Raw genomic sequence first — 19,322 nt, forward strand, 5'->3', positions numbered from 1 at the left:
GATAAGGGAGTAGAGAGTGAAAACAAAGTTTGGTATAAAACTAAGGCCCAATGAATCTATTCCATTTATTGGCTGGTTCTGGGTTATTTCAAGTATAGTTCTGTTTTTTTTGGGATTATTTAATTTTGTTATGTATGCTTCTTTACGAGAAGATGGTGCTACATTAGGTATTTATACTCTTATAATTTTTATTTCATCTCCTTTTGTTTTTATTTCGGCAATTCTATTTTTGAGAAAGAATTATTTGAGCAGAGCAGTTATCGAAATTGTATGTTGGCTTGCATTAATCCTGATCAACATCTATTTACTTGATTTTATATTTAACCAGAGCGATGCGGGTGTGTCTGCGTCTTCAGCGCTTATCACTCAGAGTTTTGCCGTGTTAACATCATTATTCATTGATGCAGGAATTATTGTAATGCTTCTTAATATCCGCAATCCTGAGTTAAGGGAAATGTTTGTTCCCAAAAATTCCCAAGGATTGCATGGGCGGAGCCTGAGAGGCTACAGCCAAATGATTAATCGGGAAGATTAATTACTACTCCTTCGGGCCGTCGGTGCCGGTGTCGAAGACGTATTTCCAGCTTCCGTCATCCTGGCGTTTCCAGATCGTTATATAATATCCGCTGGCGGTACTCATCGTTCCGGCAGTTTCGGAAACTGAATAGGTCCAGCTTCCGATCGTATAACCCAAATCGTCCGATGCGGCAATATCGGCGAATATCGGTTCCCACGTGAGCCGTGCCCCTTCAGGCAAACTGTCGTACATGGCATTAATGGCGTCCCGTCCTGTTATGGGAAGACTTCCTTCAGTTAAAACAGTCGCGCTGTCGGCCATGTAAAAATCAAACGCGTAACCGATTCCGCTATCGACCGACATTTGAGAAAATTCCTGATCGACAATCATTAACTGTTCTTTATCAGCAATGTTCTTATCGTCAGCAAAACTGACAGATGCGATTAAAACCAAAATTAAGACATATAAATATTTCATGAGATGCCCCTTTGAATTGAAATTAACCTTACCTCTGGCATATTTGTATTTGAATAAAATACGCTGATATTTAGGCAGAAATCAAGATTAATTCATCGCGAATCAAAAACCGCAAATACAATTATCCATCAAATCCGACGCTTTTTATGATTTCGACATATTATATGGCATGAATACAAATTATCAATGTCTGGCTATTGCCGGATTTGTAACAACGCTGCATGGATTCCCGATTCGTCTCCCCGTATCACGGGGAGACTCTCAGGAATGATAGGTGGACTGTTAACACTTGCCTGCAGGCACCAGCCGGGCGGGATTATGCATAAAGGCCGAGCAATAGAAATGACAAGTTTTTTGGCAAAAATTCAGATAAACCGCGCGACAGCTGGAAACGGGCTTTTGCCCGAATCACCATCGATTTGATATGACCAAAAACGTTAATCTGAGGAAACAAACCCATTTTTGGGGGATGATTTGGGTATCTGCCGCATACAAAAGTCAATCTGCTTTGGATGTATCTTGGGGAGCGGGATTAACATCTGTATCGAAAACAAATGAATTTGCCAGTTTGTCAAATTCAGGCTTGTATAAATTAAACAATGTTTCTCCGCAGCTAAACGAGAGGTGTACAAGAAAGTTATTGCCAAAAAAAGCATATGAATATAGTACTGTACCTATGGGAAAATCGCTGGCTTGAATAATTGATTTAGATATTTTGCAATTATTCAAGGTGTCGTATATTGGCTCTTCGACTTTGATAGTCTCGAAAGATCTAAGTGTATCTTTTTGGTTTTTTGAGCTTAAAATTGTCATATCCAATCTAACGGGGATAATAGAATCAGTAATTCCGTAAGCTGTGGAGATTATACAAATCGGTAGTTGGAAAATAGAATTAGATTTTAGCGCAAGGCTTAATTCTATTTCAGGCAAAACTCGCGTATTACTCGAATCTTCAGCCAGAGGTTCAATGCTCGTTTCAGTTATTGGTGTCCAATTATCGTCATATGTAATTATGAAGTGGCCTTTTTCTGAATGGTATTCAGTGGCATTAGAAATTGAAAAAATAATTGACAAGATCAAAAAACAGATTGCAAAGTATTTCATGTTTCCTCTTCGCATTATGATGTCAAAGTATAAAGGACAAAATTACTGTTTACTACTCATCTTCAACAACTACAGCGGTGCCGTAGCATAACAATTCGGCGGCGCCCTGCATCATTGAGGATGTCGTGAAGCGCAGTGTTACAATTGCGTTAGCGCCCAGTTTTTCCCCCTCGGCGACCATGCGATCCAAAGCCTGCTCGCGTGACTCAGCGATCATTTTTGTGTATTCGGATATTTCACCACCGATCATGCCGCGAAAGACGGCCAGGATATCGCGACCGACGTGACGGGCGCGAATAGTGTTGCCTTTAACCAACCCCAGGACTTTGATTATTTTTTTCCCATGAATATCGTCTGATGTCGCAAGAATCATCGCTTAACCTCCTTATACCTGTCTTGATTATAGGCAAACAATCGCTCGCGCGCAACAGAAACTAAAAGAACAATGCCTCCGATTATCAATGCCCCGACTCCGAATTTGGGAAGTAAATCGACGGCCGGATCCAGAAAATAATCGCGCACGAGGTAAAATCCTCCGCAGCCGAGGAGAATCATCGCTCCGAGGGAAGTAAAAATCCACCCCACGCCGCGTTCGAAGCGGCGATACAGGTTTTGCCAGTACCCCTCCCAGACTTCCAGCGGTAAATCTTTGTACGTCACTTTGTCGGTTACCTCCCTGATTTTTTGCAACCGGGCAAGTTCATCGCGCCATTCGGGCGATTCGGCCAGTTTCTTTTTAACCAGCTCAAGCTGCTCCGGGTCAAGCTCCCCATCCTGATACCCTGCCAGCAAAATTTTCATATCATCCCGGTTCATAATTGGTTATACCTCTTCTTCCAAAAGTTCGGCCAGGCGTTTTCTGGCGTAATACAGGCGAGACATCACCGTCCCCCTGGGGATGCCCAGCAGATTGGAAATCTCATCGTAGCTCATCATGCGAAAATGATTGAGATTGATAATTTCCCGGTCGGCGAAATTCAAGTTCATCACGGCCGCATACAATTGCCGTTTTTGCTCGTTATCGAGATAATCGGATTCCGGGGTTTCGCGGTCGGTGAGCATATACTCAACGTCGGCAAGATCAACCGTGCGTGCGGCGACGACCTGTCTTTTGCGGAGAACGTTTCGACATAGATTGGTAACGATGGAATAAAACCAGGGGAAGAAACTTTGGGATTCGTCAAATGTCGATGCCGAGTTATACACGCGAAGAAACGCCTCCTGAGAAACATCGTAGGCATCATCGGAATTGCCGACCATACCCAGAGCCAGAAAATAGGCCTGTTTTTTGTACCTTTCCACCAGCCCAGCCAAAGCCTTGGTTTTGCCTTTCTTAAGCTGAGCCATTATTTTGTTGTCATCCAAGTTCATTTCTAAAAGATATACCCGGCCGATTATAGATTATTCAAAATTTATTTAACTTAAACGCCCCCAAATTAAATTAATTTTTGGCGCTATTTTACTAATTTGTTTTGCCTTATTGAATAAATTGAATATAAAACCAGAGCGTCCTAAATGAAATAAAAACTCATAGTTTGTTCAACTCTAAATGGCCAATAGAATATGAATATAGAGGAAACGGATCCCGATTGCTCAAGCGCCCCGCATTCGCTTAATCTCTTTTTTAATTTCCGCGGGGGTGAGAGATTTTACATCGATTATGTTGCGGCCTTGTACCGTTTTTTTGCTTACGGCGAGGTGGTTGTCGGCTCGGGAGGCTACAGGGGGGAGGTGACTGATTGTGATTACCTGGTGATTTTTGGAGAGTTCTTTTAGTTTTTCGGCAAGTTTATTAGCAGTTTGGCCGCCGATACCGGTATCGATTTCGTCAAAGACAATAGTCGGAAGTTTGTATTTCCCGGCGATTACGGTCAGAATCGCCAGCATAATTCGTGAGATTTCTCCTCCCGATGCGATTTTTGATAGAGGCCGTAAGGGTTCTTTTGGATTGGTCGAAATCAGGAATTCCGCTGTTTCAAAACCGCAATTATTGGCTTTTAACATTTTTCCATTAACTTCAAAACCGCTTTCATCGCCTTCGGAAGTAAAATCGATTTTGAGCTGAGCGTCTTCGATAGCCAGGTCGTTGAGTTGTTTTATGATTTTCTTCTCAAATGTAGTCGCGGCTTTACGGCGTTTTTTTGAAATTTCAAGAGCCAACTCATAATATTCCCTGCGGGCTTCGGCAAGTTTATCTTTTAACTCGGCAATTAGAGATTGAATATCCGTCGATGACAGGCTTTGGTCTCGCAAATTGGATAGCAAATCGATCAATCCGGCCTCATCGGTTTTGTATTTTTTCTTAAGACGATATAGTTCAGCAAGGCGGGCGTTGATATCGTCAAGACGTTGAGGATTATCGTCAAGACGAGAGAAATATGATTCGATATTTCGAGTCAGTTCGTTAAGATTTATGCGGCTCTCGGAAAGCAGTTTGGCTTCTTCAGAAAGCCTCTCGTCAATACCGGCGGCATCGTTGAGACGAGATTCAAGTCTGGAGAGGACTGAGATGATTGAATTGTCGTTTTCGCTGAGAGAGTCGATTAGCGTCTGAGCCGTTTCCAGAAGCGTTTGAACTGATTCAAGTCTCTTTTTTTCAATTTCCAATTCGGTTTCTTCGCCGATTCGAAGATTGGATTCGGTCAGCTCGTCAATTTGAAAATTTATTAATTCCAATTTTTCACGAACCGCTTGAGCGTTTTCCTGCGTATTTTTCAATCTCTTTTCTAGTGAAATATAAGAGTCGAATAATTGCAATAGCTTTTCAACTTTTGTATTCAATCCGGCATAGCTATCAATAAAGAATAGATGTCGTTCCTGCTCAAGAAGTCCACGCTGGTCTTGTTGTGAATGTAATTCACACAGATTATTAACGGTTTCATGTATTGTATTCAGATTCGTAATTGTCTCATTGATATAGGCTCGTGATGATCCGGTTGTGGATACTTCGCGACTAAACGCAATTTCGGAGTCGGCTTTTATTTTCTTAAAAGATTTCGAGTCTGAATTAAAAACGGCATGGGCTGTAGATTTTTTTGTGCCGTGGCGTATTAAATCTTTGTCGGCTCGACCGCCCAGGGCGAGTCTGAGACCGCCGATGATGACCGATTTGCCGGCCCCGGTTTCACCGGTCAAGACAGTAAGCCCCGGTTTGAAATCGATTTCGATTTCGTCAACCAGGGCATAGTTTTTGATATAAAGTTTTTTTAGCAAAGTTAAATTTGACTGTCTAAATACGCTTTTCCGCGAATGGATATGGTATAACCGTCGCGCCGAGAGTTGATCAATCCTTCGTTTTTAAGGGCGGTCATCCGCTTCATAACGTCATTTCGGGATATATTAAATTGCTTAGCGATGGATACCGAGTTTTGGGCTTTTTCGATATCCAGAAATTCGAGGAGATCATCCGATTTCACATCGACATCGGAGAGGACGTCTATTTCCACCAGGCGTTCCATAATTTTTATCATGTCACGTTCGGCGGGTTTAACGCCTCCGGCAGTACGATCTTCCGACCCCAGGTAGGTGAATTTTATCCGAATTAGTCGTCCGGAACCGAAATTGAATCCGGGATTACGTTTGCGGAAGGCCTTTTTAAATTCGTCCAGATCATAAAAGCCGGCGGCCTCCAAATCCTCATCGAGAATTTTCTTGAAATCGACATAATCGACTTCCTCAATGCGAACATATCCGAGTCCGAATGATTTGTATTCTTTTCCGGCTTCGATCCGAAGTTTATCCCAATCGCGAAATGTTACGGTAATTCTCCCGAGCCTTATATCATCAAATTCTTCTTTCTTAAATAGCAGCATTTAGTACCTCGAATAAAAAATTTACATGACCTGAATTACAGGCAATAATAAAACGGATTTAAACCTTCTTTTCAAGCAGATAATTTATTTCGGTCGTTAATTTTATTGATAATTCACGGTCTCCTTTTTCCTCAGCGGCGGCGAGTTGTTCTTTTAATTGAGTAATCTGACGATTTCGTTTCTGATTTAACAGCATTTGCCGGTATTCTTTGACCACGCCAGTCAGATCGATATCGCCCCAATCTAAAGTTGAAATAAAGGCCAGCCCCGAAACCAGGGATGGGTCTTTTATAGATTCAATCATTTTATCAGGATTTATTTCCCCGGTCCTTTTGTAGGCTTCCAACATATTAGCGTAAATATCGCCGTGACCGGGACCGGAAAAATCATTGGGAGAGATATCGTTCCAGATAAGCTCTATTAGAGGAGGGTGATTGACGCATAGGGACAGCAGTTCGGATTCGAGAATGTTGATGTTTCTGGTTGATTCAAGAGGTATCTGATTTGTATCACGTGGAGTAGTGGATCTCAATGATGAAATTTTGAGATTTAGTCTTTCTGCAGCCGAAGCTATTAGGATATCACGCTTTAATGGGTCATTTATCTTTGAAGCCAATGATTTTATTGCTTTTGCGATCCTTTCCTTTTCTCTACTGGAAAAGTCATGTGATTTGGCATCTCCAAAGCGAAACAATATGTAATTTTCATGATTTTGAATTAGCTTCTGAACAGCCTCTGCTCCATTATTTCGCACAAATGTATCAGGATCAAATTTGGGTGGAGTTGATACAATTAGCGGTTCAATGTCGGCATTATAGAAATTTTCAATTGAACGCAATGCGGCGCTTCGCCCAGCTACATCAGCATCAAAAAAAATATATGCTTTTGAAGCATATCGATGTATCAATCGCGCCTGTTGTGGAGTAAACGAAGTACCCGAAACGGCAATGACGTTCTCAATTCCAGCCTGATGCAAAGCGATAAGATCAAAATAACCTTCGACCAAAATTGCCGAGCCGGATTCCCGTATGGCCTGTTTGGCGAAATTCAGTCCGTACAAGATGAATGATTTATTGTAAAGTGGAGTTTCCGGGGAATTGATGTATTTGGCTGATTCACCTTTTTTGAGAGCGCGTCCTCCGAAAGCGACGATTTTTCCGGTGATATCAAAAATGGGAATCATCAGACGTATGCGGAATCGGTCGTAATATTCGCCGGTTTTATCCGATTTTGAGGCCAGGCCCGCTTCGGCCAGTTCTTCAGGTTTTATGTCTTTTTTCCGGGCATAATCAACGAGACCCTGCCAGTCGTCGGTGGCCAGGCCAATTTGGAATTTATCAATCGTTGATTTTTCGAGTCCCCTGACATCATATAAATAATTCTCGATTTTTTGCTTATATCTGGAATCGGAGAGGTTGGACTGAAAATACTCCGCCGCAGTTTGATTGGCATAGAGCAGTCGTTCGGTGCGGGTATCTTTTTCTTTTTCGTATTTGGGAAGCACGACTCCGTAACGGTCAGCCAATAGCTTAATGGCCTCGATAAAGCTCAGATTTTCATGCTCCATCAAAAACGTAAAGACGTTGCCGCCTTTGCCGCACCCGAAGCAATGGAAAATTTGTTTTTCGGGTGAGACCGAAAAAGACGGCGTTTTTTCATCGTGAAAGGGGCAAAGAGCCATGAAATTTCGGCCGCGCTTCTTCAAGGGAAGGTATCCGGATAACACCTCCGCAATGTCAGCCGCCATGCGGACTTCATCGATTTTATTTTCAGGAATACGTGCTGCCATTATGTTTTTAGTCGGGCGATGGTGACTCCATGCCCGCCCTCATTCCAATTACCTATACGCAAAGATTCGACAGCGCTGTGGTTATTTAGATAGGCCGTCAGGTTTTTTCGAAGGATACCGGTGCCCTTGCCGTGAATTATATAAACCTGTGCCAACCCGGCGATTATCGCGTCGTCGAGGAATTTATCGAGTGATTCCAGGGCTTCTTCGACAGTCATTCCCCGCAGCATGATTTCAGGACGAAAATCGCTTTTTACCGAAGCGTTGACCAGCCCGTATGGTTTTACTTTCTTTTTCTTCGGGTCGTCGGAGTTTTTATTCTGACGAGTGACATCAATGGTATCGACAATCATGGTTGCGTTGCCGATTATGACTTTGGCCCGTTTGTGGTCGAGCATTTCGATCACTTCTCCTTCGGTATTGAATTTATCAATCCAGACGGTTTCACCGGGGGAGAGGATTTTGGCGTCCTGAAGTTTTTTCGACCTTAATTTTTGTTTTTGGTCCGCGATTTCTTTTGAGCGATTTTTCAGGAATTTATGTGATTTTTTAACCTGCTTAGAATCGGCCTGAGATTCGCGAATGCTTTTGACTAATTTGTCGATTTCCCGACGGCCGTTTTCAATCTGCTTTTCAAGTTCCTTAATTTGCTTTTCGGCAAATTCTTTTTCCTTATCATCGAGATGGTTTTTTCTGGCGAGATAATATTCTTCGAGAATTTTGGCCTTAGCGAGACGCTCATCAAGTTCGGCTCTTTCTTTGCGAACATGCTCCAGGTCGGTGTCGAGTTTTTCTATTAGTTTATCGAGGGAGCGCGTTCGAGTTCCCAGTAGCTCCGCGGATTTGTCGGCCATTTCATCGGGGAGCCCCAGGCGTCGGGCGATATCAATGGCATAACTGGCACCGGGAATACCTAATTTCAATCTGAAGGTCGGTTTCAGGTTTTTTCGATCAAACTCAAGAGAGGCATTTATAAGGCCTGGATATTCCAGAGGCAAAGTTTTCAATTGTGAATAATGGGTTGTCGCCAGAATATTGCATCCAAGTTCCAATAGAGTCAGAATAATTACTTCGGCAAGAGCGGCGCCTTCTTTGGGATCGGTTCCGGCTCCGATTTCATCAAACAAAACCAGCGTGTTTTTATCGGCTTCATTTATGGCAGCGATAATGTTTCGGATATGCGAGGAAAAAGTCGAAAGCGAAAGTTCGAGTGATTGTTCATCGCCGATATCGGCGAAAATTTTGCCGTAAATTCCGATTTGGCTTTTGGGATTGGCCGGGATTTCCAGACCGGACATGGCCATCAAGGTCAAAAGACCGATAGTTTTTATGGCTACGGTTTTACCTCCGGTATTCGGGCCAGTCATTAATATGCCCTGATTATCCTTATCAAGCGTGATGCTTAAGGGGATGATATCATCACTCGATTCGGCGGTATAAATTAAAAGGGGATGCCGGGCGTCGATCAAGTTTAGCTCGCCCTGATCGAATATATCGGGAGAATCACTTTCAATTTTCAAGGCAAATCCGGCGCAGGCATGAATGAAATCGAGTCTTCCGTAAATGTCAATATCGCAGGCGATATCCTCCGCTGATTGGCCCACCATGGCCGTGAGCTCTCGAAGTATTCGGCTGATTTCTATTTTTTCATCCTGTTGCAATTGACGAAGCTTATTATTTATCGGAATCGCTGAGTCGGGTTCGACATAGAGAGTCGCGCCACTGTGGGATTTATCATGTATGATTCCTTTGGTCTGCTTAAAATCCGAAGATAAGACGGGAATAACAAAGCGTCCGTCGCGAATAGTGATGACATCATCCTGCCAGCCGGTATGCTTTTTCCTGCTCGACAGGATTTTATTTAGATGATTTTTTATTTTGGCTGCGGAATCGTTAATGTCTCTTCTGATTTTAGCCAGAGCGCTTGACGCCTTGTCAAGAATTTCCCCGGAGGAATCGATTGCCTTTCCAATGGCCGCGGCGATTTCGCGCTTGGGATGAAATTCTTTAATAATGTTAACAATATCGGGAAATTTCTCATTGCGATCCTCGGCCTTGCCGTATATGACCAGATCGCACACAGTGTCGAGGAAAAGTTTTATCCGGAGCAGAGATTTGGGTTCGAGATTCAGGCCTTCGACGCGCGATTTTTCAATCAACTCTGTAATGTCTTCAATGCGAATAAGAGGGATAGCTTCTTCAAAGCGGATAATTTCCCTCATTTGTGAAGACTGCCGCAAGCGCAGGATTATTTCATCCCGGTCAAATAACGGCCGCAAGTTTTCGGCGCGTATTTGACCGAAAGGAGATAGGGTCAAGCCTCGAATTAATTCCGTGATCTTTGGGAATTCGAGGACTTTGATTGTATGGGCATCAATTTCCCGCATAAAAAAAATCCGGCGATTTTATTCAAACCGCCGGTAACATACAAAATATTTGGAATATTGCCAATAATTTCAATCAGGGCGTTGTGGCTGAGCTGAAAAATCTCTCTATTTGCAGAAGAACAAGCTCGACTTCCGCACGGGCATCGCCGGTTGGCCGCAATTTGGAATTTTTTAGCATCAGAGTCGATTCAATCTTTTTGTAGAACGATGGATTGTTGGGATGCAGGGCACTGCTGGTCTCATATATAGTTGGGATGGTTTTAATAAGAGTAGGACCGAACAATGAATCCTCCACAACGAGATAAAAAGTGGCCGGCATTGGCAGCAGGAAAAGCAGGAAAAAAATGAATGAAATAAGTATCCAACCGCGGGCGAATCCGATAAAGGCTCCACCCATTTGATCTTTTTTGCCTTTGCGCTGAATATTAACAATTTTGGCAATGCCGATGCCAATTAGTTTAAATACGGCATAAGCAATTCCCAAAAGCAGGATAAAACTCAGGAACGCGACGACCATCGGTGAACCGCCGATTTTCTCATAAACCGCCACGGAAAAAGTATCCATAAAATTGATCGAGACGATAACCGCGGGGATTAAAGTGAAGAAAGCTGTCAACTCCCTGAGCAAGCCTTTTTTGGAGCCGACGATAATCATGGCCACCAATAGTCCCAGCAATATATAGTCAACAATATTCATATATCCGCCAATCCTTTATACGGTTGATGACGAAAAATGGCGAAATTGAAAAATAGAGGCAATAAAAAAATGGATTTTTTTTGGAGGGCATAATCAGGCTTGATACAGAAGGCGTGAAACGATTTCTTTAATAGCTTTTCCGTCGGCCCGGCCTTTGGTTTTGGGCATGACCGTTTTCATGACTTTACCCATATCGGACATACCGGTCGCCTCGGTCTCCTCGATGACCTCGACGACAAGCTTTTTAATTTCTTCCGGCGATAGCTGCTCCGGAAGGTAGGTCGTAATAAGATTCAGTTCGGCCTTTTCTTTTTCTACCAGATCATCACGGCCGCCCTGTTGAAATTTCTCAATCGAGTCACGCCGCTGTTTGGCGGCGGATGATAAAACTTTGATGATATCGTCATCTTTGAGTTCTTCGATCTGATTGTCGATGCGATAATATTTTATATCAGAATTAAGGCCCCTAAGAGTCGTCACGGTGTCTTTTTCGCCGCTCTTAAGGGCCTTAATTACATCTTCGTCAATACGTTTTTGGAGAGACATTTAGTCCTGGTTCTCCTTCATAAGCTTACGCATTTTTCTCTTGGCCGCATTGCGCTTCCGTTTTTTACGTTCGGACGGTTTTTCGAAATGCTGATGCTTTTTAATATCGGACAGAATTCCCATCTTTTCGCAAAACTTGTTGAATCTCCGCAGGGCTTTTTCAAATGATTCGTCATCGCGAACCTTAACGCCTGTCATTCTTAGATATCACTCCCTTCAAAACGTATTAAGGTTATAGATATAAATTTCCTCCGTGAAGATACTCTATTTTTTTTATTAGTCAACTCAAAATTATTACAAATCAAGCTCAATTGTTTCTTCTTTCAAATCCTTTAACCACGACAGAAAGTGCACGTGAAGATGATAAACAATTTGTCCCCCCCGAGGGCCGTTGTTAATTGTCATCCTGAACCCATTCTCCACCTTCAAATATTCGGCCATTTTTCGGCAAACCTTATATAAATAGGCGATCTCCTCATTAGGCGCGTCCATGAAGGTTGGGTAGTGCTTTTTGGGACAGACCAAAAGATGAATATTGGCCTGTGGACGATAATCATGAAATATGATTACTCGTTCGTTTTCAAAGACAATACGAGCAGGGGAGTTTTTATCGATTATTTCGCAAAATATACAATCCATACAATCTTTCGTCTTTGACGCCATAAATACGGATTTCATGTGCTATGTGTCAACTATTAACGAGAAATGCAGGCAAAAGCTTCGGAAAATGGGTTTGTTTCCTCAGATTAACGTTTTGAGTCATATCAACTCGATGGTGATTCCGACAGGCAAAAGGGGATGTCATCCCTTTTCGGCTGTCGCGCGGTCTATCTGGTTTTATTGCCAATAGATAAAAACATTTGGCAGGATTACTCCTTACAGTATTGATATAAAAAATGGGTTTGTTTCCTCAGATTAACGTTTTGAGTCATATCAACTCGGTGGTGATTCCGAAAGGCGAGGGGGATGTCATCCCTTTTTGGCTGTCGCGCAGATGATCTGAACTTTTGTCAAGAAATTAGTCATTTATCTTATTCTACCTTAATGTTTTCTTTGTCTTTCCTGCGGGGATCGTTACGGGAATCCAGAGAAGTTATCCACAATTGCATTTCTGAAAAATCCTCATATATGAATGTGTTCGTATGGGTTACAGCGAATTGGGTTCGTTTTGTCCTTTTTAGTACTTCGTAAATTCTATATCATCCACGTTGATCTCGCCCTGAATCCGCTATGTGAATTATTAGTCTTCATCCTATAAAATGGGGATGATTTCGGAAACAGTGGTGGATTTGATGGGTAATCGTGGATGCTCTTTGCGGGAACCCACCGCAACAAGTTGCAGTGGGCCACCGATCCATCCAAAAAAATTCTATGCTTATTTTTCGGACGGGCTGGCGGTCAAGTCTGAAGACTTGAGGCACCTGGCAGATCCATTATATCTATTGTATCACAATGAGTTACAGGGTGATTAGCAACGTCAATTATCCATTCTTAGCACACCTGGACAGAGAAGAAAGCTGGATAATTTGCACTGCTCTATGACTTTATAAATTTTTAGTTTAAGAAAATATTTCTTTGATCTTTGTGTCTAATGCATCTTGTGACACTTTGAGTAACGTAAAGCTGATGTTCTTAGAAAGGTCCAAAGCCTCTAAAAACTCTTTACTTGTTTTCATATCTTCAAACTCCATTTCATTGAACTTTTTAAGTTGATCAATAAAGCAAATCTTTTCCTTTTCCGGCATGGACTCTATTTCAGGTTCGCTAATTATTGTTTCTGGGTGTGGGAAGATCGATTTAATGTCTTTAAGTAGCAATTTTGCGCCCTCCTTATCGTCATTAATTTCTTCCTCATTTTTTGCGATTATGATTTTGGCCTGACAGCTGTAAATTGCGGTGATAAATTCTTGAAGTCCTTTGATGTTTCTATCGTACCTTTCTTTGTACATTTCAAATAACAATTCTTTTCCTTTAGCTCTTTCAGTGCCAGCCAATTCTATCACTTTTGTTTTTAAATGATAGCGGCTCACCATGATTGCTACGATTGCGGCTCCTGCAGCAGGTCCCAGGATTTTTATTGCCTCCAGCAAAACGTAATACAGGTTATATTCAAATGTGGGCATTGTGATACCTCCCGTTTTTGCGATTTTTCTTGATTAATGATAAACTGATGTTAAACATGAAAGTAATAGCCGTCAAGCGATTTTATTCTCTTGCTATCCGCGGCGCCTCACACTATAATTCATAAACTTATCTATGGGAGGGGAGATGAGCTATTTCCGTTTCAAGAAATCTTCACGTTCTAAACAGCGCCCAATTATCAAGGTCGAGTGTAATCACGATGATTCAAATAGAATTGGCAAAAAATGGGATCATACATTTAGGCTAATTACAGTAATTGCCGCTCTAATAGCAGCAGGAGCTGCCGGTTTTTCGTTGATCTTTCTTTATCAACAATTGGAAGAGGTTAAAAAACAAAACGATGCGATTTGGTATTCTATGCGACCTCGACTAAATGTTTACCCAACAGTTGATAGTTATTTTAAGATTATTCGGGCAGATAAACTAGATGACTTCGATAGTTTTATCAGTGCGGACATAAATTTCAATATTAAAAACGTCGGGATTTCTTTTGCTACTATTGATTCTATTTTTCTGCGGATAGTTTATTGTAATGAATATTCTCATAATCGTGGCTTGCCGAGCGGGTATTTTATTTCACCTGGGGACACTTTGGCCCAAAAAGCAAGGATAACCCTTTGCGAGAACACGGTGAATTATATTAATTTATCTATTTTCTATACTTGGGAAGATTATCCACATAAAGCGAAGAATAAATACACACTTGATTTTTATTGGGATATCCAGTACGGCTTCAAAGACTGGTCGATATATAGGTTAAATTCTATAGACTTTAATAAAGTATGGAATGGTATAAATCCAAGCCACAATATCCGGGAGGGGAGATGAAATTTAATCTCTATCAGCGAATTATAATAGGCATTGGAATGGTTTTGATTCTGCTTACTTTTTTGTTTCCGTGCTGGCGTAGTGAACCAAAGAGGATTCACAGCGGAATTATCCTTGAGTACTCGTTTGTCTTTTCTGCACCAGATTATCATGTTATTGATTATGAGCCGCCAATCATCGATTTTCGATTGATGGCATTTCAATTTATTACAATCATTTTACTGACTACTGGCGGCACATTGATAGCTAAATCAAGAAATAACAAGGCGGCCCGGTAGCCCACAGTCTTGCTGTGGGAAAATACGAGGATTGTCGCTACAAGGCATTTGGCTGGAGCCCGATGGGCTCCATCCCTACGACTGGATTCCCGACTCGTTCTCCCGTCAAAAATGGGAAAACTCTCAGAGATGACAGGCAAAGGCTTTTTTTTTGGCTGTCGGGGATGTCATCCCTTTTCAGCTGTCGCGCAGTGTATCAAAAGTACGAGGAAACCACGACAACTCGAGAGTTGTCGCTACACATAGTTGGCAGGAGTCTGGGAATTATAAATTCCTCGACGCTGCCATTCATCTAACTTATTAATGTCTTTAATTCTACTTGTCAATTTCTATAAAATTAATTAATTGGCGGCAATGGATTGTTATCAAGTGTCGGGTCACAATTTTGCTTCGCAAAATCAAGACCTGACACAACACGGCAATACGTTATTTATTTGGCCAAGGTTGATACAATGTATGAAGTTGTCGCGAAAGTTTATCGGGGGGAGGGGATCGAATCGGTTCATCATGGTTCGGTCATAGTCGTCAATGATAAAAAAGAAATGACGCATTATGTCGGCGATCCCGAGTTTTTTACGCAGGCCCGCAGTGAAGCCAAACCGTTTCAGATTATTCCGCTGATTGAAACCGGGGCGGCCGACCATTTTGGTTTTACCGATAAACAAATCGCGATTATGTGCGGATCGCATATCGGGGCTGAGGAACATGTCGAAGTTGTGCGGTCTATTCTTAATGTGATTGGGCTCGATGAATCAGCTTTGCAATGCGGCACTCATCAACCGATGTATCAGACGATGCAGAATATTCCTGTCAAAGAGGGCGAGAAATTCAGCCCGCTTCAGCATAATTGTTCTGGCAAGCATGCCGGTTTTCTGGCCTTGTCGAAATTTATCGGTGATGATATTAAAGAATACATCAATCCAAAAAGTAAAACTCAACAGTTGGTTCTAAGCGCCGTCAGCAAAACCTATGATTATCCTCCGGGGAAAATAAAAATCGGGATTGACGGGTGCAGCGCTCCGGTGTTCGGGATGCCTCTGCGGCAGGCGGCGACGGCGTACATGTCGCTGGCCAATCAGATATGCGAGGTCAAAGAATTGGAGCCGATTCTGGGCCGGGTGAAAGCTATTATGACTAAACATCCGGAAATGGTGTCAGGCGAAGGCCGATTCGATCTTGCTTTGGCCCGGACATTCTCCGGAAATGTGATCAATAAAATCGGTGCCGAAGGAATTGAGGGTGTCGGATTCCGCGAGCCTAAAATAGGGATAGCCGTAAAAATTCTGGATGGAAATTTCAGGGCATTGTATCCAGTAGTGATCGACGCATTGCGGCAACTGGGATTGATCGAAGGCGTGGACATGACTCACCTGGAGCCGTTCATGCACCCCAAAGTCTACAATTGGCGAAATCTCGAAGTCGGCAAAATTGTTACCGATTTCGAATTGAAAAGAGTATAGAATTTCAATATATTAGGACGGAATGGGATTATTAAAGGGACGCATGATGACAAAAAAACCGATTGAGCCTTTTCGTATAAAAGTAACCGAACCGATTAGTCTGCTGTCTGAGAAGGAACGGATAAAAAAGATTGAAGAGGCCGGGTATAATATTTTCAAGATTCGGGCCGAGGATATTTTTATTGATCTGTTGACCGACTCGGGAACGGGAGCGTTGTCGCAAAATCAATGGGCCGGTCTGATGGTTGGCGATGAATCCTACGCCTGCGGACGCAACTGGTATCATTTTGAAGAAATCGTTAAAGATATTTTTCAAAAAGAATTTGTCCTCCCCTGTCATCAGGGAAGAGTGGCCGAGAATATTTTATTTTCCACGCTTCTGAAAAAAGGCGATTACGTTCCCAATAATACTCATTTCGATACGACCCGGGCCAATACCATGCATAAAGGCGGTATCCCGCTCGATTTACCCTGTGAGGAAATTGATAAAGATGATTCTGATTTTCGATTTAAGGGTAATTTCGATACGGAAGCTCTGGAAGATTTGATTAAGCGCGTCGGGCCGGATAAAATTCCGCTTGTGATTATTACAATTACCAATAATTCGGCAGGCGGCCTGGGTGTTTCGATGGAAAATATTCGCGAGGTTCGTTCGATTTGCGACCGCTATGGAATTCCGATGTTTTTCGACGCCGCCCGATTCGCGGAAAACGCTTTCTTTATTAAAAAATTCGAACCGGAATTCAAAAATCATACAATAAAAGCAATCGCCCAGGAAATGCTGGGGTATGCCGATGGCGCCATGATGTCGGCTAAAAAAGACGGACTTTCCAATATGGGAGGTTTTCTGGTCGTCAATGATGAAGGGCTGGCCGGGCGGTTGAAAGAATTATTGATATTAATTGAAGGATTCCCGACTTATGGCGGTCTCAGCGGCCGCGACCTTGAAGCTATTGCCATAGGGTTAAAAGAAGCATTGAATGAAGATTACCTGGAATATCGAACGGGTCAGATCGCGTATTTTGGAGAAATCCTGACGCAGGCAGGCGTGCCGATTATAACGCCGACCGGAGGGCATGCCGTTTTTATTGACGCAGGGAAGATGCTGCCGCATATCGCGCCGAAACATTTTCCGGGACAGTCTTTGACGGTTGAGCTTTACCGCAAAGGCGGAGTTCGAGCCGTTGAGATTGGTTCTTTGATGTTTGGCGGCGCAGATCCCAATACCGGTAAGAAGCTGACGGCCAAAAAGGAATCAGTGCGTTTGGCCGTTCCGCGAAGAATGTACACGGCCAGCCATCTGGAGTATGTCGCTGATATTGCCGCAGAGATAGTGAAGACCAAAGAAAAACTTCATGGATATAAGATTGTACAGGAGCCGAAATATCTGCGTCATTTTACCTGCGTATTGAAAGAAATGACGGAAGATTTCGCGAAAGTTTTGTAATTTCCGTATATTTATAAGGTGCATAGAGTTACTCTCATCTCGTCAAGATATTCATTGATATTCTGTAAAATCTTTTGTGTAAAATTGTATTGCATGGCATAAAATAAAGGGGCATATCCAATTAATAACTTTTTAGAGGAGGATATGCCCATGCGTGAATTAAACTTCACAGAGAAGAATTTACGGAATCGTTGGTTGGGAGTCAACAGTATTTGGTATTTAATTCAGGGTGAGACCAAACGTTTTGTAAAACGTCGTTTAGAGGGGGCGTTGTATTCTGAGTTGAGCACACTGTATCGTTTCAGCCAAATCCGGACATGGAGGACCTGAAGTCAAGACGTAGTTTGTAGATTTGGCATTGCCCGTGTTCTTGATAGGGATCCGATGTTCTTTAGCCGTTTGCCAAATCGAAATTCAGAGTATCAGAAGGTTCTTCATAAACCAAAAAGTTGCGGAATTCGTATAGCCAATCCCGCTTTTTTTATTTTGGTCGCGAAGCCGTCCTTTTTTTTATGGGTATAATTGCGGCCGCTCGTTTCCCAGCAATATGTCACTTTTACCGGAAACTAAGGGCGATCTTCGTCAACCCCATTTTTTTTCTTGACCCCATCGCACAGTGGGATTATTTTTATGTTCACAATTGAGACCGTGAAAATTCAAATCAAGTGTAGATTGAAAGTATCCGCCCCCAAAAGTGGGCAACCGGCTCTTCAAAAGAAAATTGGGCCATTTACCGGTATTGTGGAGCGAACATCGGATATATATATGAGGAGGACGTGTCATGGTAGAGGCACTGGGCTTAATTGCTGCGCTGATAGCCATTGGCGGATTCATTTGGGGAACAATAAGACGCTTGCAACCCGAGAAAGCAAAACGAGCACAGGCTCTTAATGAGGCCAAGACCAATTTTGCATACTGTTACAATAACTGGCAGGAAGCAACTCTCTCATCGAAACATCTGCATCTTCTATCGAATGAGGATTTCAAAAAGGTGGTTTTCCACAAGGCCCAGATAACTGCTCTGTCGGAGAATGAAAGACTCTTCATGTTTGTGTGCTCTATAGTGCACGGGCTCTGGGGCGATTGGATACCCAGGGACATTGATCCTGAAAAGATCCTGACAGCCGTTGTTACGCTTCTAGATGGCCGTCGAGGCTGGCGGCCAGTGTGGCGCTCAGCATATATCGTAGAAATGTTGACCGGCGAATCGAAAAACGCCTGGCATATCCACGTACCCAAGGAACTCCAGGATAATGATAATCTCAAGCTTGTGCGCAAGATAATTTCTGGCATTGGTGTAATTCCGTACTTGGCCGCTTTGGCAAAAGGTGACAATCGGCATCTCTTGGACAAGTCCTATGCACTGCTCCAAGAAATCGACGCGTTTAATCCGGGCAAAATCCCACCGGAATTCAACAAGGCCAATGTATCTCTCTAAATGAAAAGACTTGGACTAGCGTTATGATGCGACACTACAATAGTTATCGGATATCCTAAAAACTCAGATTGAAATCTTTGTCGAGTATTATAACTGCCAGCGGTATTAAGAGTAACTTGACAATGGAACATTCAAGAAAGCTGAAAATCTTTCAAACATCAAAAAGTTGCGAAATTCGTATAATGATCCCGGCTCAAACCCAATAAATTTGTGCACATTGTGAAACCGAGTTCATGGTTTTCACATTTCCCGCGGCAAAAATGGCACGAAATTCAGGGAACCTGCATGAGCCAGAGTTGTTAAATGATTGAGAGACATAGTAAAGGAGATGTTTGATTATTTATGTGAAAATCCGGCCGGAATTTTGCAGTGTATGTTTTCGGATGAATCGCCAATCTGC

General features: G+C 42.6%; 20 protein-coding genes. 6 read left to right on the top strand and 14 right to left on the bottom strand.

Features of this window, described 5'->3' with window-relative positions; all coding sequences use genetic code 11:
* Positions 1 to 16 precede the first annotated feature (16 nt).
* Positions 17 to 535, top strand: coding sequence for a hypothetical protein (locus V3V99_02155; GenBank protein MEE9441455.1), 519 nt, complete (start codon positions 17 to 19; stop codon positions 533 to 535).
* A gap of 3 nt (positions 536 to 538) precedes the next feature.
* On the opposite strand, the gene V3V99_02160 is transcribed toward V3V99_02155, so the two are convergent.
* The 14 genes from V3V99_02160 to V3V99_02225 form a co-directional block, all read right to left on the bottom strand.
* Positions 539 to 994, bottom strand: coding sequence for a DUF4440 domain-containing protein (locus tag V3V99_02160; protein ID MEE9441456.1), 456 nt, complete (start codon positions 992 to 994; stop codon positions 539 to 541).
* A 498-nt stretch (positions 995 to 1,492) separates the two neighbouring features.
* Positions 1,493 to 2,098 (bottom strand): hypothetical protein, encoded by a 606-nt coding sequence (locus V3V99_02165; protein MEE9441457.1) that lies wholly within the window; start codon positions 2,096 to 2,098, stop codon positions 1,493 to 1,495.
* 52 nt (positions 2,099 to 2,150) lie between these two features.
* A complete protein-coding gene (locus V3V99_02170; protein MEE9441458.1) occupies positions 2,151 to 2,471 on the bottom strand; it encodes a YbjQ family protein in 321 nt (106 codons plus the stop codon).
* Positions 2,468 to 2,914 carry a hypothetical protein gene (locus V3V99_02175; protein MEE9441459.1) on the bottom strand — a complete coding sequence of 149 codons (447 nt, stop codon included), beginning with the start codon at positions 2,912 to 2,914 and terminating at the stop codon, positions 2,468 to 2,470. The genes V3V99_02170 and V3V99_02175 overlap by 4 nt, the downstream gene beginning before the upstream one ends.
* A gap of 6 nt (positions 2,915 to 2,920) precedes the next feature.
* On the bottom strand, positions 2,921 to 3,445 hold the full coding sequence (locus V3V99_02180; protein ID MEE9441460.1) for a sigma-70 family RNA polymerase sigma factor: 525 nt from the start codon (positions 3,443 to 3,445) through the stop codon (positions 2,921 to 2,923).
* Between the two features lie 246 nt (positions 3,446 to 3,691).
* Positions 3,692 to 5,311 (bottom strand): DNA repair protein RecN, encoded by a 1,620-nt coding sequence (gene recN / locus V3V99_02185; protein MEE9441461.1) that lies wholly within the window; start codon positions 5,309 to 5,311, stop codon positions 3,692 to 3,694.
* A gap of 2 nt (positions 5,312 to 5,313) precedes the next feature.
* A complete protein-coding gene (locus V3V99_02190) occupies positions 5,314 to 5,910 on the bottom strand; it encodes an ASCH domain-containing protein (protein MEE9441462.1) in 597 nt (198 codons plus the stop codon).
* 58 nt (positions 5,911 to 5,968) lie between these two features.
* A complete protein-coding gene (gene dnaG, locus V3V99_02195) occupies positions 5,969 to 7,699 on the bottom strand; it encodes a DNA primase (GenBank protein MEE9441463.1) in 1,731 nt (576 codons plus the stop codon).
* Positions 7,699 to 10,086 (bottom strand): endonuclease MutS2, encoded by a 2,388-nt coding sequence (locus V3V99_02200; GenBank protein ID MEE9441464.1) that lies wholly within the window; start codon positions 10,084 to 10,086, stop codon positions 7,699 to 7,701. Before V3V99_02200 ends, dnaG begins: the two co-directional genes overlap by 1 nt.
* A gap of 73 nt (positions 10,087 to 10,159) precedes the next feature.
* On the bottom strand, positions 10,160 to 10,783 hold the full coding sequence (locus V3V99_02205) for a CvpA family protein (GenBank protein MEE9441465.1): 624 nt from the start codon (positions 10,781 to 10,783) through the stop codon (positions 10,160 to 10,162).
* A gap of 93 nt (positions 10,784 to 10,876) precedes the next feature.
* Positions 10,877 to 11,329 (bottom strand): GatB/YqeY domain-containing protein, encoded by a 453-nt coding sequence (locus V3V99_02210; protein MEE9441466.1) that lies wholly within the window; start codon positions 11,327 to 11,329, stop codon positions 10,877 to 10,879.
* Positions 11,330 to 11,527 (bottom strand): 30S ribosomal protein S21, encoded by a 198-nt coding sequence (gene rpsU / locus V3V99_02215; GenBank protein MEE9441467.1) that lies wholly within the window; start codon positions 11,525 to 11,527, stop codon positions 11,330 to 11,332.
* A 96-nt stretch (positions 11,528 to 11,623) separates the two neighbouring features.
* The gene (locus V3V99_02220; GenBank protein MEE9441468.1) at positions 11,624 to 11,968 is read right to left on the bottom strand and encodes an HIT domain-containing protein; all 345 of its coding nucleotides are present in this window, start codon (positions 11,966 to 11,968) and stop codon (positions 11,624 to 11,626) included.
* A 920-nt stretch (positions 11,969 to 12,888) separates the two neighbouring features.
* The gene (locus V3V99_02225; GenBank protein ID MEE9441469.1) at positions 12,889 to 13,452 is read right to left on the bottom strand and encodes a hypothetical protein; all 564 of its coding nucleotides are present in this window, start codon (positions 13,450 to 13,452) and stop codon (positions 12,889 to 12,891) included.
* A gap of 145 nt (positions 13,453 to 13,597) precedes the next feature.
* Between V3V99_02225 and V3V99_02230 the strand changes: the two genes are divergently transcribed.
* The 5 genes from V3V99_02230 to V3V99_02250 all read left to right on the top strand — a co-directional run bounded on the left by V3V99_02230 (position 13,598) and on the right by V3V99_02250 (position 18,922).
* Complete coding sequence (locus V3V99_02230; protein MEE9441470.1) at positions 13,598 to 14,299, top strand: hypothetical protein; 702 nt, start codon at positions 13,598 to 13,600, stop codon at positions 14,297 to 14,299.
* Positions 14,296 to 14,577 carry a hypothetical protein gene (locus V3V99_02235; protein MEE9441471.1) on the top strand — a complete coding sequence of 94 codons (282 nt, stop codon included), beginning with the start codon at positions 14,296 to 14,298 and terminating at the stop codon, positions 14,575 to 14,577. Before V3V99_02230 ends, V3V99_02235 begins: the two co-directional genes overlap by 4 nt.
* Positions 14,578 to 15,029: 452 nt before the next feature.
* Positions 15,030 to 16,037, top strand: a complete 1,008-nt coding sequence (locus tag V3V99_02240) for an asparaginase (GenBank protein ID MEE9441472.1) — start codon at positions 15,030 to 15,032, stop codon at positions 16,035 to 16,037.
* Positions 16,038 to 16,080: 43 nt separating this feature from the next.
* Positions 16,081 to 17,484, top strand: a complete 1,404-nt coding sequence (locus V3V99_02245; GenBank protein MEE9441473.1) for a tryptophanase — start codon at positions 16,081 to 16,083, stop codon at positions 17,482 to 17,484.
* Positions 17,485 to 18,265: 781 nt separating this feature from the next.
* Entirely contained in the window at positions 18,266 to 18,922 is a 657-nt protein-coding gene (locus tag V3V99_02250) for a hypothetical protein (GenBank protein MEE9441474.1), read from the top strand.
* Positions 18,923 to 19,322 lie beyond the last annotated feature (400 nt).

Source organism: Candidatus Zixiibacteriota bacterium (genome assembly GCA_036480375.1).
Lineage (GTDB): Bacteria > Zixibacteria > MSB-5A5 > GN15 > JAAZOE01 > JAZGGI01.